The sequence below is a fragment of the Kribbella sp. NBC_01245 genome, from assembly GCF_036226525.1.
Taxonomy (GTDB): Bacteria; Actinomycetota; Actinomycetes; order Propionibacteriales; family Kribbellaceae; genus Kribbella.
In genome coordinates this window covers 720,821-743,026 of sequence record NZ_CP108487.1, presented here as the reverse complement: position 1 = coordinate 743,026, position 22,206 = coordinate 720,821, and the positions used below count along the sequence as shown (strand labels likewise).

The following is a 22,206-nucleotide window of genomic DNA, read 5'->3' as shown; positions in this document are numbered from 1 at the left end:
ATCGCTGAGTAGACAGCTTTCCGTAAGGAGCTGTCCATAGCTCACCGGCTGAGTGATCGCAGGTCGAGACGCATCAGGACGCGGGGATGGCCTGCCAGCACGGACGAAGTGTCGGCGGCTTTGGTAAAACCTGCACGCTCAAAATTCTTCCGGATTCCGGCGTACGCCATCGTGAGGTCGACCCTGGCGTCGCCGTTGTCGAGGGGATACGCCTCCACCACCGGTGCCCCGTGATCGCGGGCGAACTCGACCGCACCGGCGATCAGGGCGTGCGAGATTCCCGCCTTCCGGTGACCCGGGCGTACCCGGATGCACCACAGCGACCAGACCGGCAGATCGTCGAGCTGCGGAATCTTCCGGTTGCGCGCGAATGCGGTCTCCGAGCGCGGTGCCACCCCGGCCCAGCCGACCGGCTCGTCGCCGTCGTACGCCAGCACACCCGGCGACGGCTCCGCACGGCATAGCTCCGCGACGTACTCGCCCCGGGCCGGACCGCGGAGCTCGTTGTTGAGCTTGGACGGGATCCGGTAGCTCAGGCACCAGCAGACGTTGGCGTCGGGCGACTTCGGCCCGAGCACGGCGCGGACGTCCTCGAAGACCGAAGCCGGGCGCACCTCGATGCTCATGGCTAACACGATGCCACGGCCGGGCCTGGATGGAACGGAATCGATCAGTTTTGAAGAAGTGTCCGACGCGGCGGCTCCCTAGCATGAAAGCGACCGCGCAGAGAGGAACCACCATGGCCACGAAGAAGTCAGCCCCGAGCACGAAGGGTAAGGCGAGCGCGAAGGGCAAGGGGTACGAGGGCTTCAGCGCCGAGGAACGTGCGGCGATGAAGGAACATGCGGAAGAACTCAAGGCGGCACCGCGCCGCGGCAAGGCGGACGCGGAAGCCAAGGTGCTCGAGAAGATCGCCGAGCTGCCGGACGCGGATCGCGTCCTCGCCGAGCGAATCCACGCCCTCGTCAAAGCCAACGCGCCGGAGCTCGCACCGAAGCTCTGGTACGGGATGCCGACGTACACCAAGAACGGCAAGAACGTCTGCTTCTTCCAAGCCGCCGACAAATTCAAGTCGCGCTATGCGACGCTCGGCTTCGACGACGCCGCGAACCTCGACGATGGCAGCTTGTGGCCAACCTCCTTCGCCGTCACGAAGCTGACCGCCGCCAACGAGAAGACGATCATCGAACTCATCAAGAAGGCGGTGAGCTGAGCGACGCTTGCAGAGCGGCGGACGCCTTCTGTTCGAGGAGGTGGAAGCCGCAGGAGACGGCAATCGAGTGGGCCTGGTTGGCGGCCTGGCTCGCCGAGGTCGGGTCACCGGCGGCGAGGCGGGCGGCGGCGAGGCCGACCAGCGCGCGTGCCTCGACGAACGGGTAGGTGTCGTGGGCAATCGTCAGGCTGTCCTCGAACCACCTGGCAGCCGCGGGCGTGTCGCCGAGCGCGAGATGGGCGTACGCCACGGTGGCCGCGGTCTGGGCGGTCGCCTTCCGGTCGCGAACTACGATCGCCAGCTCGTGCGCGCGCCTCGCAACCTCCAGCGCGATGACGGTATCCCCGCGCTGCCGGTGCAGTCGGCTCCATTCGTCCAGCGTCGACAGCTCGCCGCGAAGGTTCGATCCCTCTCGATAGCCCGCGAGCACCTCGGTGAGTAGTTCGGCGGCTTGCGACTCCGCACCAAGCTGACGAAGCGCACTCGCCAGGTTGCCCCGGATGGCCAGCGCCGAAGTCTCCCGGCCGGTCGCCTTGTTGATCTCCAGCGCCGCCTTGAGCAGGTCGGCGGCCTCACCCAGTTCGCCCTGGCAGAGCCGCATCACCCCGAGCCCGTTGAGCGCGACCGCTCGTACGTGACCCGATTGGTCGTCCTCGGTCAGCTCCAGCGCCCGATGGAGCCACCTGTTCGCGTCGTCGAGTTTGCCTTGCTCGAGGTAGTGCCAACCGATGTGGTGAGAGAGGTACGCCACGGCCGTTGCCCATCCCGTGGCGGCCGCGAGCTGTTCGCCGGCGAGACAGTCGGACAGCGACTCCTCGTCGCGGCCGACACACCAGAGCGCCTGGCCACGGTTGATCAGCATCGCGGTCCGTGCGATGTCATCGCCGGCCTTGGTGGCGGCTTCCAGCCCGATCTCCGCCATCTCCAGCCAGCCGTCGACGTGCCGACGGACCAGGAAGTAGCCGCGGAGCTGGTCGGTGATCCGCCAGGACAGCGTGGGATCGGCCGACCCGGCCGCGTCGTTGACGACGGCAACCAACGCCGGCAGCTCGACATCCAGCCAGGCGAGCGCGTCGGACTTGGCGGCGAAGAACGCTTCCCGCTGCGAACATCCACCGAGCCGCACGAGGTGGGGGTACGTCCACTCCATCGCGGCCGTCACCGCGTCGGCGTACCAGTCGTACAGGCGCGACCGCGCGGCGTCCTGCTCGGGATCGTCGTTCAGCAGTCTGCGCGCGTACAGGCCGAGCAGGTCGTGGAATCGGTAGCGATCCGGCGCGTACTGCATCAGCATGTTCGCCTCGAGCAGGTCCTCCAGCAGTCGATCGGCCTCAGCCGTCGGCACCGCCAGCAGAACGCCCGTGCCGTCGGCCCCGAAGTCGTCCGCGGGGTGGAGGCTGCACAGCCGGAACGCGCGTTGGGCCGGAGCGCTCAAATCGGCGTAGCTGAGCTGGAAACTGTTGAGCACGCTCGACTCGCCGGCCGACAGTTCGGTGAGTCGGTGGTTCTCGTCGTGCAGTCTGCTGGTCAGGTCGTCGATCGTCCACGCCTGCCGGGTGGCCAGCCGCGCGCTCGCGATGCGCAACGCCAGCGGCAGCCGGGCACACGCCTCGGCGAGCGCGCTCGCGGCGCCGGGATCGGCGTCGACCCGCTGCGATCCCGCGGTAGCGGCGATGAGCGCGATCGATTCCGCCGGATCGAGCGGTTCGAGGCCGACGCTCACACCGGCCAGGCCATGCATCCGCCGCCGGCTGGTCACGATCACGTCGCTGCCGCCCGCACCTGGCAGCAGCGGCCGGAGCTGGTCCGCGCTATGAGCGTTGTCCAGCAGCACCAGCATCCGCCGGTCGGCGAGCTCGCTGCGCAACAACGCGGCGGCCTCGGCCTCGTCGGTCCCGATCTGCCTGCTCGGTACGCCGAGGGCGCGCAGGAACCGGCCGAGTACCTGCATCGGCTCCGGCGCGGTCGAGGTGGTGCCGCGCAGATCGGCGTACAGCTGACCGTCTGGGTACCGCCCGCGCACCCGGTGCGCGGCGACCAACGCGAGCGCGGTTTTGCCGACCCCGGCGATGCCGTGGATCAGGACGATCCGGGATGACGCCGGCCCGTCCGGCCCGGCCAGTGCGGCCTCGATCGTGGCCAGTTCGCCCGCCCGGCCGACGAAGTCCGGCGGCGCGGCCGGCGCCTGCTGGATCGCGGTTCGCCCGGTTGCCAGCCGGTCCTGCTGCCGGAGTACGGCGAGCTGGACCGACCGCAGCGACTCCCCCGGGTCGATCCCGAGCTGGTCGGCGAGCGCGTCCCGGATCCGGTCGTACGTCGCAAGCGCCTCCGCCTGCCGGCCACTCGCGGCGAGGGTGAGGATCAGCTCGACGTGCAGCGGCTCGTCCAGCTCGTGCTGATGCGCGAGCTCCCGCAGGGGTATCAGCGCCTGCTCCGGCTCGCCGAGATCGCGGGCCAGCTCGGCGTACGCCTGGACGGCAGCGACGTACTCCGAGACTGTCGCGGTGTAGAGCGGGCTCAACGCCACCCGGTCCACGTCGATCTCACCACGCCACAACGCGACGGCGTCCGTGAGCCGGGTCAACGCCTCTTCCGGTGCGTCGTACGCCGCTCGCGTGGTGAGGTCGCGGAACGCCAGCAGGTCGAGGTGATCGGCGCCGACCGCGAGCCGGTATCCGTTCTGACCGCCGACGAGCACACTGGCGCCGCGCGCGCCGGAGTCGAGCAGCCGCCGTAACCGCGCGACGTGGGTGTGCAGCAGGCTCACCGCTTGCGGGGCTTCGCCGGGCCCCCACAGCAGGTCGATGAGTTCGTCCTGGCCGACCACCGCGCCTGCCGCGAGCGCGAGTCGCGCGAGCAGCGTGCGTTGCAGGTCGGAGCCGAAAGCGGCCTGTACGTCGCCGTGCCAGACCTCGATCGGGCCGAGCACCCGGATCCGCAGCGGTCCACCACTGGCCGAACCAGCCTTGGCGCGCTGTGCGGGCTGGGCCTCGGCGGCGGCAGCGCGCAGCGAGGCGACGTCGGGCTCCGTCAACCCGAGGGCGGTGGCGATGGCCTGGACCGAGCCCTTCTTCGGGCTTCTCGTCCTGCCCTGCTCCAGATCGCGGATCGCGCCCGGGCTCACGCCGGCCCGGTCGGCCAACTCCCGCTGGGTCATCCCGATCCGCCGCCGATGGGCGCGAAGCAGGCCGCCGAAACTCGTCTCCGTCATTCGCACCCGCAGGCCTGCGGTGGTCGAGGCACCCGGCGATCTTACCGCCGGGAAACTTGCGGCCACCCAGGGGTACGGGCGAAGTACGGACAGCACGCCGCCAGCGGCCCCTTCTAACCTCAGTGCCACGCCACATCTAGAGAGGAAACTGCGCTTCATGCGTCAAAAGTCCATCCTGTCCGCCGCCTCGGCCTTGGCCGTCGCCGCGACCGGGATCGTCCTCATCACCTCGTCGTCCGAAGCGTCCCTAGCGGCTGTTGGCGACGTGCCCGCCGACTGCTCGGTCTTCACCGCGGCCTACCGCGCCGACGGGCAACGTGTCTCATACGGCTACTCCGGTTCGAAGACCAGCGTCACGTCGTACGCCGGTGACAAGCTGGCCTGGGTGCCGACCGCGCACCAGCAACTCGGCGGGTCCGGTGACACCGACACGTTCAACAGCAGCGAGCTCGCCACGCACCCGACCGACGGCTACGTCTACCTCCAGCAGCGGTCGGCCACGCGGACCGACGGTGTCTGGAAGATGACCAAGAACACCGCCACCCGGGTCAAGGCCGGCTTCGGCGGGACCACGATCCTGGCGTGGGGATACCCCTACCTCTACCGGGTCGCGGGCACCGCGCTCTACCGCCACACTGTGACCTACCCGAACGGCGTGCTGACGATCTCCGCGCCGGTGAAGCTGCCTGGTACGGCGTGGAACACGGTCAAGACGCTGGTCTTCGAGCGCACCGAGGGCACGGGTACCGCGGCCGTCGACGTGCTGATCGGTAGCAAGTCCAACGGTGAGCTCAAGGAGTGGCGGATCAAGCGGGCCACCCCGACGAGCAGCATCGCCTCGACAGTGCTGCGGTCCGTCGGCTGGGGCGCCTTCACCAGCCTCAGCACCGGCTACTGCCAGAACCACCCCAACGGCCGGCCGCTGCTCGCGATCACCGCGACCGGCTCCGCCTCCGTGCACTTCGACGCGAACAAGACGGACCGGAGCGGCGCCGACATCAAGGGCGGCTCCCTCGGTCTACTTGGCTGGACCGCCCGCGCCTACGGCCAGTAACTGAACAGGGCGCGAATCCACGGGGGTTCGCGCCCTTCCAGCTAGAGGAGCACGATGAAGTCCCGCAACACAGAACGCCTTGCACACTTCGAGAAATCGGCGACCCGGGTAGCGGTCGGACTCGTCATCGCCGGCCCGGTGCTGGGGATAGTCGCGGCCGCGCTGGGTGCGGCCGAGGTCTACCCGTACGAGTACGCCATGACCGTCTCGATCGCGGCCATGGTCGCTCCGATCGGGCTGGCGCTTCTGCTCGGAGCGTGCGGCGGCCTGTACATCATGGGTGGCTGGAAGGTCGCGCCGTTCGGCGTCATCTTCGTCGCCGGCTTCGGAGCGTTGGTCTACGGGATCGCCGTAGGCGACACCCGTTGGCGTGACATCGGGGTCGGCCTGCTCGCGCTCTCCGGTGCGGTGTTCTACACGATCGGCGCGATGTCCCGGCGTATCCCACCCACCTTTCGTTACCTCTGGGGACACACCGGCGCCCTTGTCGGCGGCGCCGTCGTCGCCGTCATCGGGCACCTGAGCGGCGCCTGGCCCGTGCTTCTCTTCGGAGGGATGGCAGTCGGTTGTGCGGCCGGCGGCCTGCTGGGTCGCTGGTGGGTCGGCCGAGGATCAGAGCCAGCCGTTTGACTCGGCCATGCGGTAGGCGTCGGCTCGGCTGTTGACGCCGAGCTTGGTCATTACCGCCGAGAGATGGTTGCGGACCGTTCCCGCCGACAATCCGGTACGACGGGCAATGGTCGTCGCGGGCGTGTCGTACTGCGCCAGGCGAAGCACTTCCAACTCGCGCGGCGTCAACGGGCAAGGCGGCGCGGTCAAGGCGTCGGCCGCCAGCGCCGGATCGACGTACCTGCTGCCGTCGTACACGCGGCGGATGACATCGGCGAGAGCACCGCCAGGCGAACCCTTCGGCAGGAAACCCCTGGCACCCGCGTGCAGCGCCTGCGCGAGATGCGGCGGGCGACCTCGGCCCGTAAGGATGATGACCTTGCAGGACGGGAGCGCACGGGCGAGTTCTGCCGTCACCTCCAGGCCGTCGAGCTCCGGCATCTGCAGGTCGACCACCGCCACATCGGGACGATGGGCTCGCGCGGCCTCGACCGCGGCCCGTCCATCGGCGGCCTGGGCGACCACGTCGAGGTCATCCTCGAGATCGAGCAGTGCCGCGAGGGCCTGCCGGATCAGCTCCTCGTCGTCGGCCAGCAGTACGCGGATCACCTGACGGGAATCCCAACATCCAGCTTGAAGAGGCCGTCGCGCGACTCGACGTCCAGCGTTCCACCTACGGCAGCCAACCGCTCGGTGGCTCCGCGCAGGCCGTACCCGGGCTTGGACGAACCCGCGCGAGCGCCGTCGTTCGTGATCGTCATCCGCACCTCCGTCGCGTTCCGGCTGACGTCGATCTTGCACCATGTCGCGGAGCTGTGCCGCATCACATTCGTACACGCTTCCCGCAGCACCAGCGCCAACTGGGTCGCCGCCTCGCCGGAAAGACCGTCCAGCGCATCGCCACCGATCTCCGGCCGGATGCCCGCCTCGCGCAGCACGCTGGCGGTGGCGTCGAGTTGGTCGCCGAGGTCGACGGCGCGATACCCCTCCACGGCTCGCCGTACATCCGTCAGCGCCGACGCCGCGAGGTGTTGCGCATCGGACGCCTCCCGCGCAGACCGCTCGGCATCCACGCCCGCCAGTCGTGCGGCGAGTTCGGCCTTCAGCGCGATGACGGTCAACTGGTGCCCGAGCAGATCATGTACGTCGCGGGCGAACCGCAGACGCTCCTCGCTCACGGCCAACCGGGCCCGCGCCTCGCGTCCGGCGCGCGCTTGCACGAGCAACGTCCACAGCCGGAGCGGCAGCACCGCCGTCGCGAGAATGGTCAGCCCGATGGACGCGGCGATGACCCCGTGCACGAGAAGCGATCAGGCCCAGGTGTGCAGGTCAGGCCGAGGATCACGCGGCGCACCAGGGGCCCCGGATCCTCGGCCGATGGCGGCACACAAGCGACGTCATGCGGACCTTGACGTCCCCCACCCGCCTGAAGGCGGGAGGTTCCACCCACTACCCGGAGGTAGCGAGATGAGGTTCGCGGATCATCGCCGTGCCCGACTGCGCAAGAAGGCTCACCGCGCTGCCACGGCCCGTCCGGCCGCAGTCACTGCAGGGTATAACCGTGGTGCTAGTGCTGGTCGCTTGGTTATCGCTGGCCAGCACTGCAAACCTACCTGATGCCAGCTGGATCGCGAGGACGCGCGGATTCCGCAGCCGGCCGCGGATCGCACCGACCAGCACAAACGCAATGGGCAGGCCGAGCATCACCCAGGGATTGGGCACCCACGGATTCGCCCAGTTCTCGGCCGTCACCGCCAGCGCGATCCAGGTGGGCCACCTCCGGCCGACCGCGACGATCGCCGGATGAGCCGACGCGTGATGGTGGGCGGAGTACTCGCGCCGCCGGACCAGCATCACCACGACCATCGCCAGCATGATCGCCGAATGCCCGCCCATCTCCAGGCCCTCGCCCGACACCCAGCCGAACCAGTACGGAACCAGCAGCACGGCGTACGGCACCACCATCGCCGCAGCCATCTCAACGATCTGCCGCCTGCCATGACCGCGATACGCCATCCACACGGACATCCCGATGGCCATATCCACCGCCATCGCCGAAACCCGCGCGTCCGCCCGGTCGCCCACGATTCCACTCCACAAGGGATCGAGGAGGGCCATCCCCACGACCATTGCCGCGACCATCTCCAGGAAATGCCGCAGCCAGTTTCGCCAACCAGCACCGACGGGCCGCGCCTCACTCGGTGCCACACAAGTCGTTTCACTCATACCAACAGCCTTCGGCCACCCCTGCGCAAAGGGCACCCACGCCCCGTCATGCCCCACCCCTGCACTTCTCACGCCTCACCCGTGACACCCCACCCCGTTCATCGGACCCTTGTGACGCGGCGTGTCGCCGTTCATCGGACCCTTGTGACGGCCTTAGGTGTTCAGCGGATGGGTTGCCAGTCGGTGAAGGTGGGGCTGCCTGGAGCGGTCTGGAGGCGGTGGAAGAGGCGGCCGTCGGGTTGACGGAGTACGACATCCAGGCGTTGGTCGGAGCGGAGAGCTGCCACCGGATCGCTGCCCGCGGATCCGCCCAGACTCGACCATCCACTGAAACGACCGTTCCCCTCGTCCTGATGCGACCACCACACACTGCCGTCGGCCGCACGTGCCAGCATCGCGAGCCGGCCGCCGGACTGCTCGACCAGCACAGGGTCGTACGCCGGACTGGCGCCGAGGCTGGTCCAGCTGGACGAGAAGCCGGCGCTATTCGCAGCCACCTGGGTGTTGACGTACACGACCGACAACGAGCCCTCCCAGCGACGCGCGGCGACCACTAGCCGACCGTCAGCCTGCCTGGCGATCGTCGGCTCGCCGTCAAACGCCATTCCCTCAACAGCTCGCCAACCACCCCACGCCGAACCGTTCGGCGTGAGCTGTGGGTTGAACCAGATCTGCCCGCCACTTTCCTTCGCCGCATGGGCGAACAACACCAGCGAACCGTCCTCGTTCGTCCCGAAGACCGGTTGGCCCGCCGGACTCGCGCCAAGGTCCTGCCACGAACTACCAAAGGACCCATTCGCCGCCTGCTGGACGTTCACGTAGACCCGGGACCCCGGCGCATCGTTCCGCCGAATCGCGACCACGAGCCGCCCGTCCTGCATCCGGCCGACCACCGGTTCCCCGACCGCCGGCAGCTGACCCGAGCCGGCCATCTGCGACCAGCCAGGAAACCCACCGTTCGGCGCAGACTGCAGGTTGAACCAGATCGACCCATCCGCTGCCCGAGCGAACAACACGACCCGCCCGTCCGGCTGGCGAGATGCCACCGGCCGACCCGCGGGGCTCGCGCCAAAGCGCTGCCATGCTCCGTACTCCGTGGTCGCCTGGGTTGAACTCCAGACGTTCGCCTCACACCGGTTCGCCGTGTGCCCGAACACGGACAGCTTGCCGTCCTGCTGGGCGATGACCTCCGGCCTACTCCCGCTCACGAAGCTCAGTGGGGACCGCGCCTGCCACAACCGGTACGACCAGAAGCCGCCGCCGGTCGGCTCAGTGGCGAAGTATACGTCGAGCTCGTCGCCGAGCATGCCGTACGCGTTCCTGACGATGCCGGAGTTGTGGTTGTACGGATACCCGCTGAGGCAACTCGTCACCTGCCCGACCACGGACCACGTGCCCGTACCACTCCAGATGGCGGCACCAGCGATCCGGTCGATCTCCGTGTGCTGCTGAACCCGGTCGTTGCCAGGCCCGGTGTCGCGGGATACGAAGAACTCGTCACGCGCCGGGTCGTACACGAACGAGGCGTTGTGCAACCACGCACCACCGCCCGGCTCGGGTGTGAGGCCGTCCGTCGGCAGCCAGATGCGTGAGCCAAGCTGCGGGCTGTCGGCGTTACTCAGGTCGACCTCACGGCGTACGACACTGCCCAAACCGCTGTAGAACAAGAGCACCCGGCCGGCGCCATCGATCGAGGTGGCACTGGGCTGGCCGATACCCCAGTCGCTCACGGATCCCTCCGTACGCCGGTCCAGCAGCGCGGCAGGCGCGATCCGCCAGGGCCCCTCCGGCGCATCGGCGTACGCGACCCCGATCACGTTGATCGGGTCCTCCCCGGGGAAGCGGTCAGTGTCGGGATAACCGAGGAAGAACATCGCCCAGCCGTACGTGTGGCCTGCAAGCCGGAACGAGCCCCGTACGACCTCAGGGTCGCAGAGGTGCCGTGAAGCCCACCTGGGAGTACCGGCGCCCTGCGGGTCGAGGGCGAAGTACGTCGGACTCCACGCGTAGCTGCCGTCAGCCTGCTTCGTGCCCTTGTTGGCGCCTATGTGATCCCAGACCTGCCCTGGGACGCGGTTGGCGCAGTAGTAGACCATGCGCTCTGTCGGCGACAGCTGTACGACGGACGGCGCGTACTGGTAGTACGGCCCACTCCCGGCAGGAGTCGGGATCCCCGCGGGAGTAGCAGTCAGAGGGTTCCAGGTCTCGTCCCCGGCCGCCTGCGTCGGTAACAGCAACTGGCAGGTCAGAATCGCAGCACACAACAGGATTCGGTGCAGGCGCGCACGCATCGGTGCTCCTCGCAATAGGCCGATCGACCCGTCACATCCTCATGCGGAGCCGACAGACGCGCGATCCTTTCCACGCACGTCTAAGCGCGATCCCCAACCAACCGATTCACTTCGACCACCGCCGAACTGTCACGGCCTTAGCGTGGTGCGCATGACAGACAACCCTGGAGCACTCGTGGAGCAGGCGGTCGAGCGTTCGCTCCTGCTGATCGAGACCTGGCCGGCCTGGGACGGCCAGCCGATCACGGCAGAGGACGGCCGGATCTACACACCACACAAGGCGGTACGGCGGATCGCGGACCACATCGTCGACCATCTGGCCCAGGTCGAGGCACTGCTCGCGGGCGTACCAACGCAGCCGGACGAGTGGCTGGCCAGCACACTGACGTCCGAGGCCGACCTGGCTCCGTTCACCGCCGACGATCTGCGGGAAGCCCAGCAGCGACTAAGGCGACTCGGCCGCACGTTCGCCCTCCGCTACGCCGCCGTCGACCCGGCCGAGTGGGACAAGGATCGCGGCGACGACTGGCCCCTCCGGCAGATCGCGGAACACCTCGTCGAGTCGGAGTGGTACGCCCAGCAAGTCGGCGACCTCAGCAAACAGCCCTAGCTGACACCTCGCCTCACCACGACCGCCAGCGTGGTCGCAACGACGGCAGCCGCTACGGCCAGGGCGAAACCCGAGTGGGGGCCGTAGTGATCGACCACTCGGCCGGCGATCGACGCACCTGCCGCGATCCCTGCCGCGCTGCCGGAGTTCAACCAGGTGAAGGCCTGGGTGAGTACGGCGGGCTCGACTCGCGACTCGGCGATCACCGCCGACAACACCATGTACGGCGCGAGCGCCGCCCCGGGGAACGCGAGCGCTATCGCCAGCGCGCCCGGTCCGTCCGCCACAAGCAATGGCAGGCTGAGGAGACCCAGCGAGCCAAGGGCGAGCACCATTTGCGTCGGAGCAGGCATCCGCCAGGTGCGCGCGCCGTAGACGAGTCCCACGACAACGCTGACCAGGCTGGTCACGCTGTAGAGCGGCCCAGCCAGCGAGGCCATCCCGCCGCCCACAGCGAACGCCGTGACAGACACCTGCATGGCCCCGAAGTACAGCCCCACGCCGATGCTCGTACCGACGAGCGCGAGGAACTCTGGCCGCATCAGCCGGGCCGACCTCTCCTGGTGCGCCCGTGCCCTGGGCGGAGGCGCCGTACGGCGTTGCAGCGCGAGCGAGAACCCACCAACCAGCAGCAGGCCCGTCGCCAGCGCAGAACCCGCAACCGGATCGACCAGGGCGCTGACGGTCCCAACCAACGCCGGGCCGACCAGAAAGGCCAGGCCGGTGAGCAGTGATTCCAGCGCAAAGGCCGACGAAAGGGCCGGGCTGCCGGCCAGGAGGTACGACCAGCGGGCAGACGTCTGAGCGCCGACCTGCGGAAGCGAACCGCCGGCCAGCATTCCGGCGACGACGAGCAGCCAGAGCTCGGACGAGGTGACCGTCAACCCGATCAGCAGTGCCACAGCGGCCGCGTGGACCAGCAACGTGACGGGCAGCATGCGGGTCTGACCGAACCGGTCGATCAGCCGCGCGACCTGTGGACCACCGACCGCCTCGGCGACGGCGAAGCCACCCGTCACGGTGCCGGCCGCGGCGTACGAGCCGGTCGAACCGTGCACCAGCCAGACGATGCCCAAACCGGTCATCGCGATGCCGATCCGGGCCGGTACGCCGGCTAAGAAGAACTTCCACGCTCCGGGAGTGCGCAGGGCGAAGCCGTAGCCGCTCTGCTGGTGTTCGGGCGTGCGGATCCGTCCGGTAAGTGCCGGCACGGTGGTACCTTCCGCTGCCTCGTCGGGGTGGTGATCTGACCGTGGGCGTTCGACTTCACCGGTCCGTCATGCCACCGACAACCGTCCATGTTTGGCAGGAAGCGGGAACGCACGCCGCCTACCGGCTATGTCAACGGGCAGTACATCGAGAATTGGTTAGCCCGCACATCCTAACTTGCGAACCCACCAGCCGACGAAAAGCACCGTCCCGGCAACTAACCAAGTCCTGACGGTCGTCACCCGACTGCCCAGGCGAGTTACCCGGGCAGTCGGGTGCTGTGTGCCACGCTGATTAGCGTGAGTTCTTTGGTCGAGCGGGAAGGGGAACTCGCGACGATCGCCGCGAGGCTGGCAGCTGTTGCCCAAGGGCAGGGCCAGCTGCTCTGGCTCGAGGGCGCGGCCGGTATCGGCAAGTCCGCGCTTCTCGATGCCGCTGTCGCGGCCGCGCACGAGAGTGGGTTCTCGGTTCTGTCCGCGCGTGGTGGGGAGTGGGAGCGCGAGTTCGGCCACGGCGTCGTCCGCCAGCTTTTCGAGCGACTGGTCGCTGGGCGGGACGAGCTCTTCGCGGGGTCGGCGGCTTTGGCGGGACCGATGTTCGGCGTCGGTGGGCCGGCCTCCGGCGACGAGCAGTCGATCCTGCACGGGCTCTACTGGTTGACCTCCAACCTCGCCGCGTCGGGCCCGTTGGCGATCGTGGTCGACGATGTGCACTGGGTGGATCCGGCATCGCTGCGATTCCTCCTCTACGTGGCCCGCCGTCTCCACGGCATGCCGATCCTGCTCGCGCTCGCGAACCGAACCGGGGAGGCGGCCACCGATACCGAAGTACTGGCAGCGATCCGCGACCAGTCGGGGACCCGGATCGCGCCGGCGCCGTTGACGGTGCGCGGCGTACAGGGCCTGATCGAGGTCACTGAGACCGATGACGAGTTCGTCAAGGCCTGCCATGAGGTGACCGGCGGCAACCCGTTCCTGGTGCGCGAGCTTTCGGTCGTGATCGCCGAACGCGGGCTGGCGGCACACCCGGCCGGAGCAGAGCAGGTACGTCAGCTCGGTCCGCAGTCCGTATCGGCGGCCGTCCTGCGGCGGCTCGAGCTGCTGGGATCGGGCCCGCGGCGCCTCGCCCAGTCGGTGGCCGTACTTGGCCAGGATGCGGCGCTGCGTCACGCGGCCGAGCTCGCCGGAATCAGCCCGGCCGACGCCGCACTCGGTGCCGATGCCCTGGTACGGATCCAGGTCTTCCGCCCCGGCGTACCCCTCGATTTCGTTCACCCGATCGTCCGTCGTGCCGTGTACGAAGGCATGCCGTCTGGAGCGAGGGCGCTCGCGCATCGGGCGGCCGCGGCGATGCTCTTGCGTGAGGGCCTCGGTGCCGGGTCGGTGGCGACGCATCTCATGGCATCCGAGCCCGCCGGTGACCAGGTCGTCGTCGAGACACTTCGGGAGGCGGCGCGGCAGACCTCGGTGGGCGCGCCGGACGCGGCCGCGGCGTACCTGCGACGTGCGCTGGCCGAGCCGCCACAGCACCGCGTCGCTGTACTTCGCGAATTGGGGCGAGCGGAGGTGAGTTCCGGGCAGCCCGAAGGGGTCATCCACCTGAAGGAGGCCCTGCGGGTTACCGAAGAGCCGGCGGAGCGAGTCGGCATCGCTCGCGAACTCGCGCTCGGGCTCGTCCTCCCCGGCCGGTATGCCGAAGCGATCGACGCGCTGGAGACGGCTCTTGACCACGTAACCGATGCGGATCTTGCCCTCCAGCTGTCAGCGGAGATCGTCACCGTGTCCCGGCTGGTGCCTGATGCACGCGAGACGACGGACCGGCACCTCCGTGCCCTTCAGGGACCGCTCCCGGGCGACTCCCCCGGCGAGCGCGTCGCGCTTGCGTCCTTGGCGATGCAGACCCTCGTGGACGGCGGGCCCGCTGGACGGGTGGCCGAGCTGGCGACGCGGGCCGTTCGCGGCGGGCTGATCGCCGAGCAGACGTCCGACTACCACGTCGTGTACGACGCACTGGGCGCGCTGTGGCCGACCGAGTCGGTGAACGCTACCGCCGAGGCGTTGGGCGAAGCGGTGGCGGACGCCAGGCGTCGCGGCTCGGTGCTGGCGTTCGCCCGGGCGTCGAGTTTCAGGGCGCAGTTCCGGTTCAGCTTGGGCGATCTCGATGAGGCGGAGTCTGACGCCCTTCTCGCGCTCGACGCGGCTGCGGAGCGACGGTGGCCGATCGGGTTCATCGCGCTGTCGGCGCTTCTCGACGTACTGGTCGAGCGGGGCCGGTATGACGACGCCGAGACGCAGTTGGAGCTGTGGGGCGGACACGACGACATCCCGCACACATTCATGATGGACTTCCTGCTGGCCGCGCGAGGTCGGCTACGCCTGGCGCAACGCCGTACCCAGGAAGCGGTCGACGATCTCCTGGAGCTGGGCAGGCGCGAGTCGGTATGGCCGGGACGATGCCCTGCGGTCTTCGCCTATCGCTCGCAAGCCGCCCTCGGCCTGCTCGCGTTGGGTGATCGCGACGAAGCTCGGCGGCTCGCCGCGGAAGAAGTCCCACTGGCACGGCGCTGGGGCACCCGGTCGGCCATCGGCATTTCCTTGCGCGCAGCCGGGCTAACCGCCGGGGGCGACCTCGGTCTGGACCTGCTCGCCGATGCCGAGAGGACTCTCGCCGACTCCCCCGCACGCTTGGAGCACGCGCGATCGGCCGTCGAATTGGGTAGCGCCCTGCGCCGCGCCGGACGCCGTACGGACGCTCGCCTTTGGCTGGCCAAGGGGTTGGACCAGGCCAGCCTTCTCGGTGCGACAGCCCTGGCTGCTCGGGCGCGCGACGAGTTGGTCGCGGCGGGTGCGCGTCCCCAGCGTGACCGTACGCACGGGCTTCCGGCGCTGACGCCTTCCGAGCTGCGCGTCGCGCGGATGGCGGCGTCCGGTCTGAAGAACCCCGAGATCGCGCAGGCCCTCTTCGTGACCCTGCGCAATGTCGAACTGCATCTCACCCACACGTACCAGAAGCTCGGCATCTCCTCGCGGGATGAGCTGCGGGCTTCACTGGCATCGCTATCGGGCCAGAGTCTTCGGTCCGCACCGTAGTGTCCGTTGCGCCAGACGGCGGCACCGTCTGGACGTATGAGGACTCTTCTCGCGTCGGTGTCAATGCTGGCGGTCAGCGCGTACACGCTGCTGCCGCCGGCCCTACCTGAGATCGCCGCCGAATTCGCTGTCACTACTGGCAAAGCGGGTCTCGTCACCGTGGCGGCGACCCTGCCTGGAATCGTGCTGGCTCCGCTACTTGGCGTGCTAGCCGACCGCTACGGCCGTCGTGAGCTGTTGATCGGGTGTCTGCTCGCCTTTGCGGTGGGAGGCTGCGCGACAGCGTTCGCACCCACCTTCGCCGCGGTCATCGCGTGCCGGCTGGTCCAGGGTGTCGGCGGCGCCGGGCTCATCGGGCTTGTCATGGCCGAGATCGGCAGCCGCTGGCAAGGCGCGGCCTGCACCACCGTCATGGGCCGTAATGCGGCGGCCATCGGCGTCGCCGTCATCGCCTGGCCGGCCCTGGGCGGCCTCCTGACCAGTACGGGAGGTTGGCGACTGGCGTGCCTGCCCGCGGCCGGAGGGCTGTTGGCAGCTGAAGCGATCCGGCGTTCCATGCCACCGTCGTCGCGATCCACGATCCCGCTGTCCGGGCAACTGCGCGCGGCGTACGACGCGGTGCGCGATCCCCGGTTGCGTAGGTGGCTGGTCGCTGGAGCCGTCGTGTTCCTGCTCCTCTTCGGGCTCCTGCTGACCGCGTTGCCGGAGCACCTCGACACCGAGTTCGAGCTCCAGGCGTGGCAACGGGGACTGGTCCTTGCATTGCCCGCGTCGACCTCCACTTTGGCGGCGCTGCTCCTCGGACGAGTCACCAACCGGTGGGGTGCCGACGTCGTCTTGACGGCCGGCTTCGCGATCGTCGCCATCGCGTTCGCGGCCCTCGCCGTCGCGCCGTCGCTGCCGGTGGTCGGACTGGCCCTCCTCTGCTACGGCCTGGGCGAGGGCCTCCTCATCCCAACCATCCAGACCGCGGCGGCCGGCGTGGGAACCGAAGCGAACCGTGGCACCACGGTCGCCGTGTTCGTGAGCTGTACCCGGCTCGGACAAACCAGCGGACCTCTGCTGGTAGCCCCCGTGCCAGGACCCGAGGCTGCGTTCGTACTGGGCGCCGTCGGCGCCGGCTGCCTCGCCGTTGCAGGCCTTCGTCAATCCGTCGCGGAAGCAACCCGGACCTGATCGACTCAGGCGGCGACGAGGAGGCCGGTGGCGTACATGATCAGGAGGCCGGCTGCCACGCCTCCGGTGGTGGCGGGGTCTAGGTAGCGGCCGGTCTGGTTTCGGAGGGCGGGGGCGATTTGGATGATGACTTGCACGATGGCGCCTACGCCGACGCCGAGGAGCAGGGAGGCCAGGGCCGCGTTGTCGACTGCCGCGCCGATCACCGCGCCGACGATCGCGGGAGCGCCCGCCAGCAGGCCAAGGGCGAGAAGGCGGAGTAGCGAAGGCCGTTGGCGGGTCAGCGGCGCGACCACGGCGAGGCCCTCGGTGGTGTTGTGCAGGGCGAACCCGACCACCAGCGCCGTACCGAGGGCAAGTTCACCAACGGCGTACGCCGAACCGATGGCAAGCCCTTCACCGAGATTGTGCAAGCCGATCCCGATGGCGATCATGAACGCCAACCGCCGGCCATTCGTGCCGTCTGCGCTATCCAAGCTGGCTGGGCTGTCGGCTTGCTCGCGCGACCGGTTCGTCAGGAAACGATCGACCGCGGTGAGGGCCAGGAACGCCATCCCGGCACCGAGGAAGACCAACAGCGGACCGCCGAAGGCTCCGCCAGACCTCTCGGCCAGTTCGAGCCCTTCGAGCGCCGCATCGCCGGCGAGGAAGGCCAATAGGCCGACGGTCAACGCCAGCAGCACCCGCACCACCGAGCGAGCGGCTCGACGCAGCACGGGCAGGAAGACCATGCCGAGAGCGACCGGGATGACGCCGACATACGTCCCGAGCAACACCATCAACCCGAGTAGATTTCCACCAGTCGCGGGGGTCTCCACCGCGGCCGCGATCTCGTGTTCGATGACGGCGCCGGATGACGTCAGGATCGATACGGCGTACGGCTGTCCCTCTTGCCAGGGATAGTCCAGACGCAGGACGTCCTTGCCTAGCCGGTTGAGCGGTTCGGTGGATCCGGTGAAGGCGACGTACGCGTCATTGACGGAGATCTGGGCGATCTGGACCGGATCGGGGCCGGTGTTGCGTACGGTGAGTTCGATGACGCTTGGCGTCAGCACGGTTCGCTCGACCGCGAGCTGTTCGACCGGCGGGCCCGTCCGCGCCGGAAGGCTGCGACTGCCGAGCACGGCGAGCGCGGTCAGGGCGACGGCGACGGCCGCGATGGTGGCGGCCACGAAGACCCACACCGGAGGTTTGCCTCGGAGCCGCGGGGTGCTCACTCGGTCACCTCGAAGAAGCCCATCCAGCCAAGGTCGGCGAACTCGCTCTTGTGCGCATGGAACATGAACTTGCCGACATGCGGGAATCGCAGCTCGCAGATCCCCCGCTGACCTTGGGCCTGGACGACCGTGTCGGTGTATTCGGAGGGCTCCAGCCGGGTGCCGGTCGGGAAGTAGTCGAAGAAGTTCCCGTGCAGGTGGAAGCTGTTGATCGGGTCGTACTCCAGGATGTTGACCAGGTAGATGCGCACCAACTCGCCGCGCTTCACCCGCACCGGTTCGTGCATGTAGTGGAACGGGATGCCGTTGACCGCGTAGAGCTGGTTGCCCTGGGCATCGAACGTGGTGTTGTAGCCGTGCATCATCATCACCAGCTCGTCGGCCTTGGGCCGCGGCTTTGGTGGATCGATGATGAAGGTGCCGTACATCCCGCGGGCGATGTGCTCGGCCAATGGCCCGACATGGCAGTGATACAGGTGCAGCCCGAACGGCTCGGCGTCGAACTCGTAAACGAAATCGCCGCCGGGCTCGATCACGCCACGGCCGATACCGGGGACGCCGTCCATCTCGGCCGGGTGGATGCCGTGGAAGTGCATCGTGTGCGGATGTTCGGACGCGTTCACGAACCGCACCCGCAACCGGTCGCCGGCCGTGCAGCGCAGCGTCGGGCCTGGCACCCGTCCGTTGAACGTCCAGGCCGGGAATCGCACGCCCGGCGCGACCTCGATCTCCTTGTCTGCGGCAAAGATCTCCCACTCACGCAGCGTCCGGCCATTGGGCAGCTTCGACACCTTGCCATAGTCGAAGTCGCGGAGAACGTCACTCGGGTTGAACCCATTGGTCGCGTGATCGACCGCGCCACCGCGGAACATCGGCCCGTTGATTCCACCACCGTGTACGCCGTGGCCGGCGTGTGGGCTCGGGTCGCCGTGACCGGCGTGCGCGGAGGGGCTCGGGTCGCCATCCGCCGCCCGCGCGCTCCCGGGTAGCGCGCCCAGCGCCACGCCCGCACCACCGAGAATGAATCCTCGACGAGACGCCCCGGACATCAGGCGATCTCCCCGTGCACGACGTCGGCGAGCACCGGCCCGAGCGCATGACGCTGCCGGCCGACCTTCACCCACATCGGTCCACCGAAAGGCTCGCGGCTCACCACCTCGACCACCGCCCCTGGCCGGATACCGCGCTCGGCGAGATAACGCAGCGCGTCGCTGTCGTCATCGGCAACCCGCTGCACCCGAAAGCGACTGCCCTCGGCCGCGCTACCCAGCGGCGCGGCCCACGACTCGACGTGCCGGCCGGTCCGCGGCGGGATGGGATCACCGTGCGGATCATGGGTCGGATACCCAAGCACACTGTCGATCCGGTCCTCGAGCCGCTCGCTGATCGCGTGCTCCAGCGCATCGGCCTCGGCATGGACCTCATCCCAGGTCAGCCCGAGCACCTGCACCAGGAACGTCTCCACCAAACGGTGCCGGCGAGTCACTCCCTCGGCGTGCCGCTCACCATGTGCCGTCAGCCTGATCTCGTGCGCGGCCGAACGGTCGACCAGCGCGCCCGCCTCCAGCCGCTTCAACATCGCCGACACCGTTGGCGGTGCCACGCCCAGCTGCTCGGCCAGCGCCGACGTCGTCACCGGCAGACTCCGGCCGGCCAGCTTGAAGATCGTCCGCAGATAGTCCTCGACCGCCTCGGTATGGGCGATCTCGCAACACTGCTCGGCCCGACGAATTTGACTACTCACACCTGAACATTAGCCTCGTCTAACTCCCACCGCCAGCCGCCGCTCAGGGCTGTCCGAGTCGAGGCACAGGCTGCTCTTGGCGCTGGGCCGGAGCGCGGTCGTCGAAAATCACCGAGTCACCGGTGTCCGCACGGTTCAGTGCCCACAGCCCGATCAGATCGGCGAGGGCGATGACCACGATCGCGATCAGTACGCCGAGCCGCTTGCGGCGGCGCTGCCGGCGCACCCATTCGGCACGGACCTCGTGATAGGCATCCGGGGACACCGTGACCTGTGCCGCCAGCGATTCCAGGACATCTCGCAGCAACTCGTCGGAGCGCGGGGACTCTGTCATCTGATCTCTCCCATCGCCCGGGTGAGCGCGGACATCGCACGCGCCGTATGCGACTTCACGGCCCCGCACGATATTCCCATCGCAGCGGCGATCTCAGCCTCCTTGAGGTCCATCCAGTAACGCAGCACGATGGCCTCGCGCTGACGCGGGGGCAATTCCTCCAGCGCGGCGACCACAGCTCGCTGGTCCTCCCGCGCCAGGGCCACGTTCTCCGCCGACACGTCGTCGCTCGGCCGCACCACGCGGTCGTGGTGCCGCCGGACCACCTGCAGGTGCCGCCACCGCATCCGCACCAGGTTCACGACTGCGCCTCGAACGTAGCCCAGCGCCGCGTCGGGTGAGCGCAGCTTGGGCCATCGCCGGTAGAGCTGGCAGAACGCCTCAGCCACGACGTCCTCGGCGTCCGGCCCGGCCCCGAGCAGTACGGCGAGCCGGACCATCTGCGGATGAGACTGATCGAAGACGCGGGCGATTGCGGCTTCACGTTCGGCTTCCCGCAGATCGAGGGTCGGTGCCAGGTCGCGGACCGGATTGTCCGCCGCCTCGCTGCCGACCCGGGGCATGGCCACGGCGGGGCCGCCGATCCGTGCGGTCCACTGCCCGATGTCGGTCATGCCGTCCTCCCTTGCCGACCCGGATCGGGACGGGTCGTCGCACGAGATCCACGCGAGGCGGTGGCATCCACACCTCGGGAGATCCTGAGCCGGTCCAGCAGCGGAGTGAGCGCCACCGCGACCGCCAGGTTGGCGATCAGGGCGACCACTGCGGCGTACATCTGAGTTCCGTCGCCCACGTCGACCACGGCGGAGAACCCGCCCTCGGCGACCAGGTAGGTGCCGACGATCATCCCCGTGGCCCAACCGGCCAGCACCCCGCCGCGGTGCAGCCAGCGGGTGCACAGGCCCAGGGCGATGGCCGGGAAGGTCTGCAGGATCCAGACCCCGCCCAGCAGCTGCAGGTTGATGGCGTCCTGCCCGCGGAGCCCGAACACGAACACCAGTGCGCCGACCTTCACCACCAGCGACGTCACCCGGGCGACTCGGGTCTGGGTGCGCGGTGTGGCCTCGGGGTGGAGGTACTCGCTGTAGATGTTCCGGGTGAAAAGGGTCCCCGCGGCGACCGACATCACCGCCGCCGGCACGAGCGCCCCGACGGCGAGAGCGCCGAAGACGAGTCCGGTGAGCAACGCCGGCAGCAGGTCGGCGACGAACATCGGCAGCGCTGCCTCGGCATTGCCCAGCGGTGCCTCGATACCGGCACTGCGCGCGGCCAGCCCGAGCAGCCCGAACACCGCCAGGATCGCGGTCCAAAGCGGCATGGCGACCACGGCACGACGCAACGCTGCCGCCGAGTTCGCGCTGAACGCGGCAGTGAGCACATGCGGATAGCAGAGCAACGCCATCGCCGACCCGAGCGCCAGCGTCGCGTAGGCCGCGTGCAACGAGGGGTCCAGCGACGCTGAGAAGCCCACCGTGGAGTCCAGCCGGCTCACCTCGAAAACGCCACCGGGACCTCCCAGCCGATCCAGTGCGGCAACGCTCAAACCGATGGCGACCGAGACCACGACGACGCCCTTGACGACGGCGATGAGCGCGGGTGCACGCAGCCCACTGCGGTAAGTAGCCACGGCCAGTACCCCGAACACCAGGGCAAGCAGGGCGTCGCCGGCGACCCCGTCCGGATAGACGCCGCCGACCTCCAGCACCGCACGGATCCCGAGCAGCTGCAGCGCGACGTACGGCATCGTCGCCAGCAGCCCGGTCAGGGCGATCGCGAGCGCGAGCTGATGCGAGCCCCAGCGTCCACGCGCGTAGTCGGCGACGGTCAGGAACCCGTGTTCGGCCGAGATCGACCACAGCTTGGGCAACATCCAGAACGCGAGCGGGTAGACGACGATGGTGTACGGCAGGGCGAAGAAGCCGATCGCGCCGGCCCCGTAGACCAGTCCGGGCACCGCCGCGAAGGTGTACGCCGTATAGATCGTGCCGCCCAGCAACAGCCAGACCGCCACCGCGCCGTACCGCCGGTCGGCCAGCGCCCACGCCTCGAGCGGCGGGACACCAGCGCTCCGCGAGCGGCCTGCCGCGAACGCGAGCACTGAGGCGCTGCCCAGGACCGCCACGAAGCCGAACAGGGTGACGTCCACATCCACACCACCCTGACAGTCGACACTGGGACTTTCCCCGTGACCCGGCTCCTGGAATCAGACGCAGAGTCACACTC

Annotated in this window: 19 protein-coding genes; 6 read left to right on the top strand and 13 right to left on the bottom strand. The window is 68.9% G+C overall.

Annotated features, from left to right (window positions below):
• Nucleotides 1–41: 41 nt before the first annotated feature.
• On the bottom strand, nucleotides 42–626 hold the full coding sequence (locus OG394_RS03165) for a GNAT family N-acetyltransferase (RefSeq protein ID WP_328993293.1): 585 nt from the start codon (nucleotides 624–626) through the stop codon (nucleotides 42–44).
• A 113-nt stretch (nucleotides 627–739) separates the two neighbouring features.
• On the opposite strand from OG394_RS03165, the gene OG394_RS03160 reads away from it, so the two are divergent.
• The gene (locus tag OG394_RS03160; protein ID WP_328993292.1) at nucleotides 740–1,213 is read left to right on the top strand and encodes an iron chaperone; all 474 of its coding nucleotides are present in this window, start codon (nucleotides 740–742) and stop codon (nucleotides 1,211–1,213) included.
• Here the strand turns inward: OG394_RS03160 and OG394_RS03155 are convergent.
• Nucleotides 1,194–4,424, bottom strand: coding sequence for a BTAD domain-containing putative transcriptional regulator (locus tag OG394_RS03155; RefSeq protein ID WP_328993291.1), 3,231 nt, complete (start codon nucleotides 4,422–4,424; stop codon nucleotides 1,194–1,196). The genes OG394_RS03160 and OG394_RS03155 overlap by 20 nt on opposite strands.
• 157 nt (nucleotides 4,425–4,581) lie before the next feature.
• On the opposite strand from OG394_RS03155, the gene OG394_RS03150 reads away from it, so the two are divergent.
• Complete coding sequence (locus OG394_RS03150) at nucleotides 4,582–5,478, top strand: hypothetical protein (RefSeq protein WP_328993290.1); 897 nt, start codon at nucleotides 4,582–4,584, stop codon at nucleotides 5,476–5,478.
• Nucleotides 5,479–5,532: 54 nt separating this feature from the next.
• Entirely contained in the window at nucleotides 5,533–6,108 is a 576-nt protein-coding gene (locus OG394_RS03145; RefSeq protein ID WP_328993289.1) for a hypothetical protein, read from the top strand.
• Here the strand turns inward: OG394_RS03145 and OG394_RS03140 are convergent.
• The 4 genes from OG394_RS03140 to OG394_RS03125 form a co-directional block, all read right to left on the bottom strand.
• Complete coding sequence (locus OG394_RS03140) at nucleotides 6,091–6,696, bottom strand: response regulator transcription factor (RefSeq protein WP_328993288.1); 606 nt, start codon at nucleotides 6,694–6,696, stop codon at nucleotides 6,091–6,093. The genes OG394_RS03145 and OG394_RS03140 overlap by 18 nt on opposite strands.
• Nucleotides 6,693–7,388: a sensor histidine kinase gene (locus tag OG394_RS03135; protein ID WP_328993287.1), complete on the bottom strand. Its 696-nt coding sequence runs from the start codon at nucleotides 7,386–7,388 to the stop codon at nucleotides 6,693–6,695. Before OG394_RS03135 ends, OG394_RS03140 begins: the two co-directional genes overlap by 4 nt.
• Nucleotides 7,389–7,536: 148 nt before the next feature.
• Nucleotides 7,537–8,313 (bottom strand): hypothetical protein, encoded by a 777-nt coding sequence (locus tag OG394_RS03130; protein WP_328993286.1) that lies wholly within the window; start codon nucleotides 8,311–8,313, stop codon nucleotides 7,537–7,539.
• A gap of 161 nt (nucleotides 8,314–8,474) precedes the next feature.
• Nucleotides 8,475–10,604: a hypothetical protein gene (locus OG394_RS03125; protein ID WP_328993285.1), complete on the bottom strand. Its 2,130-nt coding sequence runs from the start codon at nucleotides 10,602–10,604 to the stop codon at nucleotides 8,475–8,477.
• A gap of 151 nt (nucleotides 10,605–10,755) precedes the next feature.
• On the opposite strand from OG394_RS03125, the gene OG394_RS03120 reads away from it, so the two are divergent.
• Nucleotides 10,756–11,214, top strand: a complete 459-nt coding sequence (locus OG394_RS03120; RefSeq protein WP_328993284.1) for a hypothetical protein — start codon at nucleotides 10,756–10,758, stop codon at nucleotides 11,212–11,214.
• Here OG394_RS03120 and OG394_RS03115 read toward each other — a convergent pair.
• On the bottom strand, nucleotides 11,211–12,425 hold the full coding sequence (locus OG394_RS03115) for an MFS transporter (protein ID WP_328993283.1): 1,215 nt from the start codon (nucleotides 12,423–12,425) through the stop codon (nucleotides 11,211–11,213). The genes OG394_RS03120 and OG394_RS03115 overlap by 4 nt on opposite strands.
• Before the next feature lie 297 nt (nucleotides 12,426–12,722).
• Between OG394_RS03115 and OG394_RS03110 the strand changes: the two genes are divergently transcribed.
• The gene (locus OG394_RS03110; protein WP_328993282.1) at nucleotides 12,723–15,512 is read left to right on the top strand and encodes an ATP-binding protein; all 2,790 of its coding nucleotides are present in this window, start codon (nucleotides 12,723–12,725) and stop codon (nucleotides 15,510–15,512) included.
• Nucleotides 15,513–15,548: 36 nt separating this feature from the next.
• A complete protein-coding gene (locus tag OG394_RS03105) occupies nucleotides 15,549–16,688 on the top strand; it encodes an MFS transporter (protein ID WP_328993281.1) in 1,140 nt (379 codons plus the stop codon).
• Nucleotides 16,689–16,693: 5 nt separating this feature from the next.
• On the opposite strand, the gene OG394_RS03100 is transcribed toward OG394_RS03105, so the two are convergent.
• Genes OG394_RS03100 through OG394_RS03075 form a run of 6 tightly spaced genes read right to left on the bottom strand, consistent with a single transcriptional unit; the run spans nucleotide 16,694 to nucleotide 22,129 of the window.
• Nucleotides 16,694–17,905, bottom strand: coding sequence for a ZIP family metal transporter (locus OG394_RS03100; RefSeq protein ID WP_328993279.1), 1,212 nt, complete (start codon nucleotides 17,903–17,905; stop codon nucleotides 16,694–16,696).
• Nucleotides 17,902–18,954: a multicopper oxidase domain-containing protein gene (locus OG394_RS03095; RefSeq protein ID WP_328993278.1), complete on the bottom strand. Its 1,053-nt coding sequence runs from the start codon at nucleotides 18,952–18,954 to the stop codon at nucleotides 17,902–17,904. The genes OG394_RS03100 and OG394_RS03095 overlap by 4 nt, the downstream gene beginning before the upstream one ends.
• The gene (locus OG394_RS03090) at nucleotides 18,954–19,649 is read right to left on the bottom strand and encodes a metal-dependent transcriptional regulator (RefSeq protein WP_328993277.1); all 696 of its coding nucleotides are present in this window, start codon (nucleotides 19,647–19,649) and stop codon (nucleotides 18,954–18,956) included. Before OG394_RS03090 ends, OG394_RS03095 begins: the two co-directional genes overlap by 1 nt.
• A gap of 43 nt (nucleotides 19,650–19,692) precedes the next feature.
• Nucleotides 19,693–19,983: a hypothetical protein gene (locus OG394_RS03085; protein ID WP_328993276.1), complete on the bottom strand. Its 291-nt coding sequence runs from the start codon at nucleotides 19,981–19,983 to the stop codon at nucleotides 19,693–19,695.
• Nucleotides 19,980–20,597: an RNA polymerase sigma factor gene (locus OG394_RS03080; protein WP_328993275.1), complete on the bottom strand. Its 618-nt coding sequence runs from the start codon at nucleotides 20,595–20,597 to the stop codon at nucleotides 19,980–19,982. Before OG394_RS03080 ends, OG394_RS03085 begins: the two co-directional genes overlap by 4 nt.
• Nucleotides 20,594–22,129: a sodium:solute symporter family protein gene (locus tag OG394_RS03075; protein WP_328993274.1), complete on the bottom strand. Its 1,536-nt coding sequence runs from the start codon at nucleotides 22,127–22,129 to the stop codon at nucleotides 20,594–20,596. The genes OG394_RS03080 and OG394_RS03075 overlap by 4 nt, the downstream gene beginning before the upstream one ends.
• Between the last annotated feature and the right edge of the window lie 77 nt (nucleotides 22,130–22,206).

Excerpts from the sequence above, each read along its gene's own strand:
- OG394_RS03155 (WP_328993291.1), bottom strand. The coding sequence starts at position 4,424 with ATGACGGAGACGAGTTTCGGCGGCCTGCTTCGCGCCCATCGGCGGCGG.
- OG394_RS03125 (WP_328993285.1), bottom strand. The coding sequence starts at position 10,604 with ATGCGTGCGCGCCTGCACCGAATCCTGTTGTGTGCTGCGATTCTGACC.
- OG394_RS03150 (WP_328993290.1), top strand. The coding sequence starts at position 4,582 with ATGCGTCAAAAGTCCATCCTGTCCGCCGCCTCGGCCTTGGCCGTCGCC.
- OG394_RS03085 (WP_328993276.1), bottom strand. The coding sequence starts at position 19,983 with ATGACAGAGTCCCCGCGCTCCGACGAGTTGCTGCGAGATGTCCTGGAA.
- OG394_RS03130 (WP_328993286.1), bottom strand. The coding sequence starts at position 8,313 with ATGAGTGAAACGACTTGTGTGGCACCGAGTGAGGCGCGGCCCGTCGGT.
- OG394_RS03080 (WP_328993275.1), bottom strand. The coding sequence starts at position 20,597 with ATGACCGACATCGGGCAGTGGACCGCACGGATCGGCGGCCCCGCCGTG.
- OG394_RS03120 (WP_328993284.1), top strand. The coding sequence starts at position 10,756 with ATGACAGACAACCCTGGAGCACTCGTGGAGCAGGCGGTCGAGCGTTCG.
- OG394_RS03105 (WP_328993281.1), top strand. The coding sequence starts at position 15,549 with ATGAGGACTCTTCTCGCGTCGGTGTCAATGCTGGCGGTCAGCGCGTAC.
- OG394_RS03145 (WP_328993289.1), top strand. The coding sequence starts at position 5,533 with ATGAAGTCCCGCAACACAGAACGCCTTGCACACTTCGAGAAATCGGCG.
- OG394_RS03095 (WP_328993278.1), bottom strand. The coding sequence starts at position 18,954 with ATGTCCGGGGCGTCTCGTCGAGGATTCATTCTCGGTGGTGCGGGCGTG.
- OG394_RS03160 (WP_328993292.1), top strand. The coding sequence starts at position 740 with ATGGCCACGAAGAAGTCAGCCCCGAGCACGAAGGGTAAGGCGAGCGCG.
- OG394_RS03165 (WP_328993293.1), bottom strand. The coding sequence starts at position 626 with ATGAGCATCGAGGTGCGCCCGGCTTCGGTCTTCGAGGACGTCCGCGCC.